Source organism: Novosphingobium album (ex Liu et al. 2023), assembly GCF_029076845.1.
Classification (GTDB): domain Bacteria; phylum Pseudomonadota; class Alphaproteobacteria; order Sphingomonadales; family Sphingomonadaceae; genus Novosphingobium.
Window position 1 is genome coordinate 1 of record NZ_JARESE010000106.1, and the last position, 9,036, is coordinate 9,036.

At 67.9% G+C, this 9,036-nt stretch carries 8 protein-coding genes; all 8 read left to right on the forward strand.

Going from position 1 to position 9,036, the window contains the following annotated elements; genetic code table 11:
• Positions 1–134 precede the first annotated feature (134 nt).
• Positions 135–1,484: a tyrosine-type recombinase/integrase gene (locus PYV00_RS23965; RefSeq protein WP_096367745.1), complete on the forward strand. Its 1,350-nt coding sequence runs from the start codon at positions 135–137 to the stop codon at positions 1,482–1,484.
• Positions 1,481–3,268, forward strand: coding sequence for a hypothetical protein (locus PYV00_RS23970; RefSeq protein ID WP_066970282.1), 1,788 nt, complete (start codon positions 1,481–1,483; stop codon positions 3,266–3,268). Before PYV00_RS23965 ends, PYV00_RS23970 begins: the two co-directional genes overlap by 4 nt.
• Positions 3,265–5,427 carry an integrase gene (locus tag PYV00_RS23975; protein WP_066970285.1) on the forward strand — a complete coding sequence of 721 codons (2,163 nt, stop codon included), beginning with the start codon at positions 3,265–3,267 and terminating at the stop codon, positions 5,425–5,427. Before PYV00_RS23970 ends, PYV00_RS23975 begins: the two co-directional genes overlap by 4 nt.
• A 169-nt stretch (positions 5,428–5,596) precedes the next feature.
• Positions 5,597–6,460: an ArdC family protein gene (locus tag PYV00_RS23980; protein ID WP_066970288.1), complete on the forward strand. Its 864-nt coding sequence runs from the start codon at positions 5,597–5,599 to the stop codon at positions 6,458–6,460.
• Between the two features lie 74 nt (positions 6,461–6,534).
• Positions 6,535–6,987: an ArsI/CadI family heavy metal resistance metalloenzyme gene (locus tag PYV00_RS23985; RefSeq protein ID WP_066970291.1), complete on the forward strand. Its 453-nt coding sequence runs from the start codon at positions 6,535–6,537 to the stop codon at positions 6,985–6,987.
• Positions 6,987–7,343 carry an ArsR/SmtB family transcription factor gene (locus PYV00_RS23990; protein ID WP_066970295.1) on the forward strand — a complete coding sequence of 119 codons (357 nt, stop codon included), beginning with the start codon at positions 6,987–6,989 and terminating at the stop codon, positions 7,341–7,343. The genes PYV00_RS23985 and PYV00_RS23990 overlap by 1 nt, the downstream gene beginning before the upstream one ends.
• Positions 7,340–7,867, forward strand: a complete 528-nt coding sequence (locus PYV00_RS23995; RefSeq protein WP_096367739.1) for an arsenate reductase ArsC — start codon at positions 7,340–7,342, stop codon at positions 7,865–7,867. Before PYV00_RS23990 ends, PYV00_RS23995 begins: the two co-directional genes overlap by 4 nt.
• Positions 7,864–8,928 (forward strand): ACR3 family arsenite efflux transporter, encoded by a 1,065-nt coding sequence (gene arsB, locus PYV00_RS24000; protein WP_066970392.1) that lies wholly within the window; start codon positions 7,864–7,866, stop codon positions 8,926–8,928. The genes PYV00_RS23995 and arsB overlap by 4 nt, the downstream gene beginning before the upstream one ends.
• The last annotated feature ends 108 nt before the right edge of the window (positions 8,929–9,036 follow it).

Sequence of the window (9,036 nt, forward strand, 5' to 3'; positions counted from 1 at the left end):
AGGCAGTAATCAGGCTGGCCGTAGCGCTGACCCAAGAGCTGGCGGAGGCCAGCCTGATTGCTGCCGGGTCATAGTGCGCAACGGTGTGAAGGTCAGCTTCCCGGTGGGGGGTCCGGGGGGAGGGCTTCGCGCCGGTGTCGATCATTACTGTTTGCGAGCGCCGCGAGGCCAGGGGCCTCGATGCGCATGTGCCGCTGATCCTGCGCGGCGACGCGCTCTATGATCCCGATCTGGATCGCTTCTTTCTCGACCTGCCGTTGTCGGGCGTCCGCTCGCGGCACTCGCTTCGCGCCTATGCCTATGATGTCGTTGTCTGGCTTCGCTTTCTCGATGCCTGCGGCAAGACCGTGTGGGCTGCGACCCGCGACGATGTCGACGCCTATCATCGTGAGCGACGCCGCGACGAGGCCGATCACCGGATAACGGCCGCAAGCTGGAACCGCGCCGTCGCCAGTCTCGATCGCCTTTACCGATGGGGTGAGCAGCACGGGCTGATCACCGACGCGCCGTTCAGCCGCCGCGCCGTGTGGCGACCGGCGCATGGTGGCCGTCGCGGCATGATCGCGGCGCGCAATGACGCCTATGAACGTGTTGCCAGGCGATCAGATGTGCGGTTCGTCACGATGGACGACTACCGTATTTTCCGCGAGGTCGGCCTGCGCGGCCTTACCCCTGACGGCACCGAGCGCCCCGGCGCGCGCGACCGGAACGGGCTGCGCAACGCGCTGTTTGCCGATCTTCTCGTCACCACCGGCCTGCGCCTCGAAGAGGCGTCGGGCCTGCTCGCCGCCGAGCTCGCGGCGATCGACCGCGAGGACGGCGATGCCCAACAACTTTGGCTGCCTCTCCCGCCACCGCTGACCAAGGGCGACCGGGGACGCAGCGTCCTGCTCCCGCGTCGGCTGCTTCGTCAGATTGCCGCTTACGTCGCCGTCGAGCGCGCAGCGGGCGTGGCCAAGTTCGCCGCGCGAGACGGCGCGACCAAGCTCGAACGATCGATCCCTGTCACCCGCGCCGGTCTCGACCGCATGCGCGATATCTGCACCCCGGAGGAACGATGCCGCCTGATCCTGTACGACGAGGATGGATCGCCCCGCGAGCCGGCGGCGCTGTGGCTGACCGAGGTAGGGCAGCCTGTTCGGCCCAACTCGTGGGAGGTGATCTTCACCCGCGCCTGCAACCGGTGCGCGGAGAACGGCTTCCCGCTGTCGATCAACCCGCACCAGCTTCGCCACACATTCGCAGTCCATATGCTCGCCTTGCTGATCCAGCAGCGGTTGCGCGAAGCGGCATTGCCGGTCGGACCGCTGGAGAGCTATCGGCTGATCCTCGGCGACCCGCTGCAGCAGGTGCAACGCCTGCTTGGCCACGCCAGCCTCACCACCACCTATATCTACCTCGACCATATCGCGACGCGCGCCGATACGGTGGACGCGGCCGTCGAGGAGCTGCTTGCGCTGCTGCCGGGACCGCAGGGCGCATGAGCGGCCATCCCCGCAAGGGCCGGCCTGTCGCCTTCGCGCCGATCACGCCGGAGCCACAGAAGCCCGATCCGGTGCTCGGCCTCAAGTTCACCATCGAGGCGCGGCATGGCGGAACGGTCCTGGTCGATATGGCCGCACTCGATCCCCGTCCGCTCGCTATCGCCTTCGCCGGCGCGCTGCGTCGATCGGCTGCGCTCGGGGGACCGATTGGTGCGGCCAGCGTCATCAAGCAGTATGTGCAGGTCTATCGTCACTTCTTCGCCTGGCTTGGTGATGGTGCGCCGGGGGTGACCGGCGTCAACGACCTGCGTGCAGTCCATATCGATGGGTTCGCCTCCGCGCTCGAACAGCGCGGGATGGGCGCGATCCACCGGCACATATCGGTCGGCAAGATCGTCAACACATTGCGCGCGATCGAGGCAGACCGGCCCGATCGGATCGCGCCCGACCTGCATGAGCGGCTGCGCTACACGCTGGCCACATCGGCGGGCCGCTCGACCCCACGCGATGCTTATAGCCCCTTCGTCGCCCGCGCGTTGCGCGACGCCGCGAGGACCGACGTCGAAGCGATGTTCCGCCGTCTCGGTGCCGACGACCGCACCGATGAGGGCGACCCGGTCATCGCCAGAGCGCGGGCCGACGTCGAAGCGATCATCGCGCGGCAGGGCTTTATCGTTGCAGACCACCCGGCGCTGAAGAGCCTCTATTTCATGCGCATGCGGCGCGGATTGCCGATCAGCACGCTCATCGATGATCTGCATGGCCGCCATCACCCGCTTGCGCGCGATCTGCCGGCGCTGCTCGTGCTGCTCACGCTCGATACCGGCCTCGAGCCCGAGTGCCTGAAGACGCTGACCACAGATTGTCTCACCAACCCCCATGCCGGCACGGTGGAGCTGCGCTATCTCAAGCGCCGCGCCTGCGGCGCCGAGCACAAGAGCATGCGCGTGCGCGATGGCGGTGGGGGCACGCCTGGTGGTCTGATTCGTCGCCTGATTGAGGTCACGGCGATTGCCCGCAAGCATCTGAACGACGATCGTCTTTGGGTTTATCACAACGCTGGCGGCCTGCGGGTAGGCATCCGCCACCCGACGGAACGGATCGATGCCTGGGTAGCTCAGCACGCTATTGTCGATGACGACGGCGAGCCGCTCCACTTGCTGCTCTCGCGGCTCCGCAAGACCCACAAGGCGCTGTGGTACACCAAGACCGAGGGGCACATGACCCGCTTCGCGGTCGGCCACTCGCGCGAGGTGGCGGCGCGCCACTATGCCGATCTGCCGTCGCTCCGGCCCGTGCACGAGACGGCCGTCGCCGACGCCTTCCGCGCGGCGGTCGCCGCCGCGATGCCGACCGTGCTTCCGCCCACCGCCGAGCAGACGTTGCGCGAAGCACCCGAACAGGCCGCGCCGCTGATGCCGCCCGATACCGTGGGTCCGTTGCTCGACGGCGAACAGGATGTCTGGCTCGCAGCCTGCGCGGGCTTCCACAACAGTCCCTTCGCCGAGGCCGGATCACCCTGCGCGCAGCCCTTCTGGGGCTGCCTTGATTGCCCCAACGCCGTCATCACCGTGCGCAAGCTCCCCGCGATCCTCGCCTTCCTCGCCTTCGTCGAAGAGCAGCGGCTGAGCCTGCCCGCGACCGACTGGGCGGCCAAGTTCGGCCGCGTCCATGCCCGCATCACCGCCCAGGTCCTGCCGGCCTTCTCCGATGCCGTCATCACCGATGCGCGCCGGCAGATGGAGGGCGAACGGCTTTATCTGCCGCCGGAGGTCCGCGCATGACCATGCCCGTTCATGCCCAGGCGCCCGCTTTCGACGATCGCCCCGTGCTGGCGAGCGCGCCACTCAAGGAAGGCCATACCCGCGAGGCGCTATCGCGCGTCGGCGACCCGAGCTGGGATCTCGGTCCCGCCGTCTTCCGCGAGAACGCCCGGCGCTGCCACGTCACCGTGCATTTCCACGTGCTCGAACATGCCGATGTGCAGGCGGCGATGCGCGCCTATCTCTACGCCCGCCTCAACGCCGATCTCCCCGGCTATCGGACGAAGTTACCACCCGCCTGTATCCGCCAGGCATTCAACCGTGCCCGCCGGTTCTTCGCCTTCGCCCGCGAGCGGCTCGGACGGCTCGACGTTTCCCGTATCGATCAGCCATTGCTCGATGCCTATGCCCGTCATCTCCGTGACGATCCTGCCCGACGACCCGTCATCGTCGGCCACCTCCTCGAAGTGGTCTCAGATCTCTATTACTATCGCGACCACCTCGATAGCGGAGGCCTTGCATTCGAGCCTTGGGCCGGACAGGCGCCCGCCCGCGTTGCGGGCTACCGCCATGTCCGGGAGAACCGCACGCCGCGCTTCCCGGAAGAGGTCATCGCCGCGCTACTCGCCTGGTCGTTGCGCTACGTCACCATATTCGCGGACGATATCCTCGCCGCCCGCCGCGAGCTTGCGCGGCTCGAAGTGCGCCGGGATCGCCTTGCCGCCGCCGATGCCGGCCTTCCAGACCCTGATCGCCGGCAACGTCGCCGCACCCGCCTGAAGGCCTATTTCGGCCGCCGACGCCGCGAGGGGCGCGGCGCGCCGATCTGGGGCACCGCTCATAACGGCAAGCTGCGCGTCGACCCCAACACCGGCGCAGTGACCCCACCGATCAACGCCCATCTCCTGCATCTCCATGTCGGGATCGACGTGCAGGCCGAGCCTGGCGCGCATCTTCTGCTGACAGGCGGTGAAGCGAGGTTGATCGACGCAGTGGCGGCCGAGCTGGGGGTAGAGGTCGGCGGCATGGACACGCCGATCACGATCGATCCTGACAGCGGTCGGCCGTGGCGCGAGCGCTTCGATGCGAAGACTCTCGCACACGAGGAACGGATGCTTCAAGCCGCTGCCTATATCGTGTGCGCCTACCTGACCGGCATGCGCGACTGCGAGGTGCAGGCGATGCGGCGCGGGTGTCTCTCTATCGCGCGCAGCGAGGACGGCCTGATCGAGCGCCATCGCATCCGGTCGACCATCTACAAGCGCCGGGCGGCGGTGGGCGAGGCGGCGAGCTGGGTGACGATCGAGCCGGTCGCCGCCGCGATCATGGTGCTCGAACGCCTGTCGGCAGGGCCGGCGCGCGCCAGCGGCAGCGATACGCTCTGGCCGGTGCTGCGCGCGAGCGCCGTCTCCAAGACGCATCTGTCGAGCGAGGTGGTCCGCCAGCTCAACACCTTCCGCGACCACCTCAACAGCGCCTTCGGCACCCCCGATGAGCCGGTCATCCCGCCCGGACCCGATGGCAAGCCGTGGCGCATCACGACGCGGCAGTTCCGGCGCACGATCGCGTGGCACATCGCCAACCGTCCGTTCGGCACCATCGCCGGCATGATCCAGTACAAGCACGCCTCGGTCGCCGCGTTCGAAGGCTATGCCGGGACCAGCGCATCAGGGTTTCGCGCCGAGGTCGAGGCGCAGCGTCGGCTCGGTCAGATTGACGATCTGCTGGACTATTTCGACCGGCGTCAGGGCGGCGCATCGCTCGGTGGACCGGCGGGACCGCGCATCGCGCGGACGCTCGACGATGCCGCCGTCAGACAAGGGCCTTTGCCCGCCATGATCGCCGATCGCGCCCGCCTGCGCGTCATGCTCGCCAGCGTCGCGCGCACCTTCCATGTCGGCCCGCTCGCGGATTGCTTCTTCGATCCCGCGACCGCGCTCTGCCTCAAGCGCGTGACGACCCCCGATCCGGCAGGGCCGCTCACTGCCCTGTGCGAGCCGACCCGCTGTCCCAACGCCTGCATCACCGCCCGCCACAGGCCGGCCTGGGAACGCGCGGCGGCCGATGCCAGGGCGCACTTACGCGAACGGCGCATCTCCGATCTCCAGCGTCAGGCTCTCCAGCGCGAGCTGGATCGCCTGAGCGTGGTGATTGCCGGGATCGACCCTCCCGCGCCGTAGACCACCCCGGTTGTTGGCGGAGTCCTGCGCCGGTCGGCGCGCCCGCGCAACGGCTTCGCCGTCCTTCGCTTCGCTGCGGCCCTGACGGGTGCGCGAGCCCCCCTGTGCCCGGCGCGAACGGGCCTCCGCCGCCGGGGATGGTCCCCGGCGCGAGAACGGAGAACAGATCATGTCAGCCTCACAACGCTCAGACGTCTATGCTCGCGTCACGCAAGCGATCGTCGACGCCATCGAAGCCGGCACCGGCACCTGGCGCATGCCATGGCATCATTCCGGCGCCGACGTCACCCGCCCGACCAACGTCGCCAGCGGCAAGCCCTATCGCGGCATAAATACGGTCTCGCTCTGGGCGGCCGCCTATGGCAGCGGCTATGCGAGCGGGGTCTGGGGCACCTATCGCCAGTGGCAGGCGCTCGGCGCGCAGGTCCGCAAGGGTGAGCACGCCAGCCTCGGTGTCCTCTGGAAGGAGTTTCACGCGAAGGGCGACGACGCCAGCGACGATGACGACCATCGACGGCTTTTCGCCAAGGCGTTCGGCCTGTTCAACGCCGATCAGGTCGATGGCTATGCGCCCAAACCGGGGCCGGACCTGCCCGAGAGCGAACGCCTCGCCGCCGCCGAAGCCTTCATCGCCGCCCTCGGCATCGATACTGTCTACGGCTCGGCCAGCGCCTATTATCACATCGCCGAAGACCGCATCCACATGCCGGATTTCAGCGCCTTCCACGACGCTCACGGCTTCTATGCCACCCGTATTCACGAGGCCGCTCATGCCAGTGGCGCAGCCCATCGGCTCGACCGGGATTTCAGCGCCAAGTGGACCAGGCACGCGCTCGCGATGGAGGAAGCGACCGCCGAGCTGACCGCCTCGTTCCTGCTCGCCGATCTCGGGATCGCCCACGAGCCGCGGCCCGACCACGCCGCCTATATCGCTTCCTGGCTCCAACTCCTGAAGGATGAGCCGCGGGCGATCTTCACCGCAGCCAGCAAGGCGCAGGCCGCCGCTGACTGGATGCACGCCCAGCAGCCATGAGCGTCGTGCTCATTGACTCGATGATATTACGGATATACTCGTAGTGTCATCGAGTCGTTATCAGGAGCCATTCCATGAAGCGCATCCATCTGCACGTCAGCGTGCCCGATCTCGGCGCGTCGATCCAGTTCTACGAGACGCTGTTCGGCGCCGCGCCCGTCGTCGTGAAGGACGACTACGCCAAGTGGATGCTCGACGATCCCAAGGTCAACTTCGCGATCTCCGAGCGCGCGCGCGCGGCCGGCATCGACCATATCGGCATCCAGGTCGACAGCGCCGATGAGCTCGGCGCGCTCGCCGGTCGCCTCAAGGCCGCCGGGGCGGAGACGTTCGATCAGGAAGCGACCACCTGCTGCTACGCGCAGTCGGACAAGAGCTGGGTCCGCGATCCCGCCGGCGTGCGCTGGGAGACCTTCTTCACCTTCGGTGAGGCGACCAGCTACGGCGAGGACGAGGTGCTGCCCGAGCCCGCCGCGGCCTGCTGCGGCCCCGCCGATGCGCCCGCGCCAAAGCAGGCGTGCTGCTGATGGACGCGAACGCTGCCGTCGCCTCGCTCTCGGCGCTCGCGCATCCGGGCCGCCTCGAGGTCTTTCGCCTGCTGGTCCGCGCCGGCGCCGAGGGCATGGCCTCGGGCGATATCGCGCGCGCGACGGGCCATGTCCCGCAGACGCTCTCGGGCAACCTCAACATCCTCGGCCACGCCGGGCTCGTGTCGTCGCGGCGCGAGGGCCGGTCGATCATCTACACCGCTGATTATGCCCGCATGACCGACCTGCTCGGCTTCCTGATGGAGGATTGCTGCGGCGGCGCCCCGGAGATCTGTGCTCCGCTCGCCGACGTGGTCACCAGGGCCGCCTGCTGCCAACCCGGAGCCGTTCAATGACCGACCGTGTTTTCAATGTCCTGTTCCTCTGCACGGGTAACTCGGCCCGCTCGATCCTCGCCGAGAGCGCACTGAACAAGCTCGGCGAAGGCCGGTTCCGCGGCTATTCCGCAGGCAGCTTCCCCAAGGGCGCGGTCAACCCCGACGCGCTGAGGCTGCTGGAGCGCATCGGTTACCCGACCGAAGGCCTTCACTCGAAGAGCTGGGAAGAGTTCTCCGTGCCGGACGCGCCGGTGATGGATTTCGTGTTCACCGTTTGCGACGATGCGGCGGGCGAGACGTGTCCGGTCTGGCCCGGCCATCCGATGACCGCCCATTGGGGCATCGAAGATCCGAGCCATGTCGAGGGCAACGACATCGAGCGCGAGCGCGCCTTCGTGACAGCGCTGCGCTATCTCGAGAACCGCATCAAGCTGTTCATGGCGCTGCCGTTCGACCAGCTCGACGTGATGGCATTGAGGGCACATGTCCGCGAGATCGGTCAGGGCGAAGGCGCGAGCAACCGGCGCGGGGACGCCGCGTGAGCGATGCCGCCGCGGCGGCGAAGCCCGCGATCGGCACCTTCGAACGCTATCTCAGCCTCTGGGTCGCGGCCTGCATCGTCGTCGGCATCGCGCTCGGCTATGCGCTGCCCGGCTTGTTCGCGCGCGTCGCCGCGGCCGAGATCGCGAACGTCAACATCGTCGTCGCGGTGCTGATATGGCTGATGATCGTGCCGATGCTGCTCAAGATCGACCTGGGCGCGCTGGGATCAGTCAGGCGGCACTGGAAGGGCGTCGGTGTCACGCTTTTCATCAACTGGGCGGTGAAGCCCTTCTCGATGGCGCTGCTCGGCACCTTCTTCCTCGGCTATCTGTTCCGCCCCTGGCTGCCCGAGGCCGAGATCGGCTCCTATATTGCCGGCCTCATCCTGCTCGCCGCCGCGCCTTGCACGGCGATGGTGTTCGTCTGGTCCAACCTGTGCGAGGGCGAGCCTAATTACACGCTGAGCCAGGTCGCCTTGAACGACGTCATCATGGTGTTCGCCTTCGCGCCGATCGTCGCGCTGCTGCTCGGGGTCGCGTCGATCACGGTGCCGTGGGACACTTTGCTCATCTCGGTGCTGCTCTACATCGTCGTGCCGGTAATCGCCGCGCAGCTTGTCCGTCGCGCGCTGCTGGCCTCTGGCGGACAGCCGGCGCTCGATCGCCTGCTGGCAGCGCTCGGCCCCGTATCGCTGATCGCGCTGCTCACCACGCTGGTGCTGTTGTTCGGTTTCCAGGGCGAGGCGATCATCGCGCATCCGCTGGTCATCGCGCTCATCGCCGTGCCGATCCTCATCCAGGTCTATTTCAATGCCGGGCTCGCTTATTGGCTGAGCCGCCGCTTCGGCGTCGCCTGGTGCGTCGCCGCGCCCGCCGCGCTGATCGGCGCGTCCAACTTCTTCGAACTCGCCGTCGCCGCGGCGATCAGCCTGTTCGGCATCGGATCGGGCGCGGCGCTCGCCACCGTCGTCGGCGTGCTGGTCGAGGTGCCGGTGATGCTCTCGGTCGTCGCGCTCGTGAAGAAGACGCGGCCCTGGTATGAGCGGTCGTTGCCTGCATAATCCTGCGCGGCGCGTTCGCGATCATCAACGATAGAAGACCTGGGCGGCCGCTCTCTCTCGGGATCGGCCGCCCAGTCGCATAGGCGATCGGCACGGGCTTCGCCCGCA

Coding starts and splice junctions, on each gene's coding strand:
- PYV00_RS23970 (WP_066970282.1), top strand. CDS start 1,481: ATGAGCGGCCATCCCCGCAAGGGCCGGCCTGTCGCCTTCGCGCCGATC.
- PYV00_RS23975 (WP_066970285.1), top strand. CDS start 3,265: ATGACCATGCCCGTTCATGCCCAGGCGCCCGCTTTCGACGATCGCCCC.
- PYV00_RS23980 (WP_066970288.1), top strand. CDS start 5,597: ATGTCAGCCTCACAACGCTCAGACGTCTATGCTCGCGTCACGCAAGCG.
- PYV00_RS23985 (WP_066970291.1), top strand. CDS start 6,535: ATGAAGCGCATCCATCTGCACGTCAGCGTGCCCGATCTCGGCGCGTCG.
- PYV00_RS23990 (WP_066970295.1), top strand. CDS start 6,987: ATGGACGCGAACGCTGCCGTCGCCTCGCTCTCGGCGCTCGCGCATCCG.
- PYV00_RS23995 (WP_096367739.1), top strand. CDS start 7,340: ATGACCGACCGTGTTTTCAATGTCCTGTTCCTCTGCACGGGTAACTCG.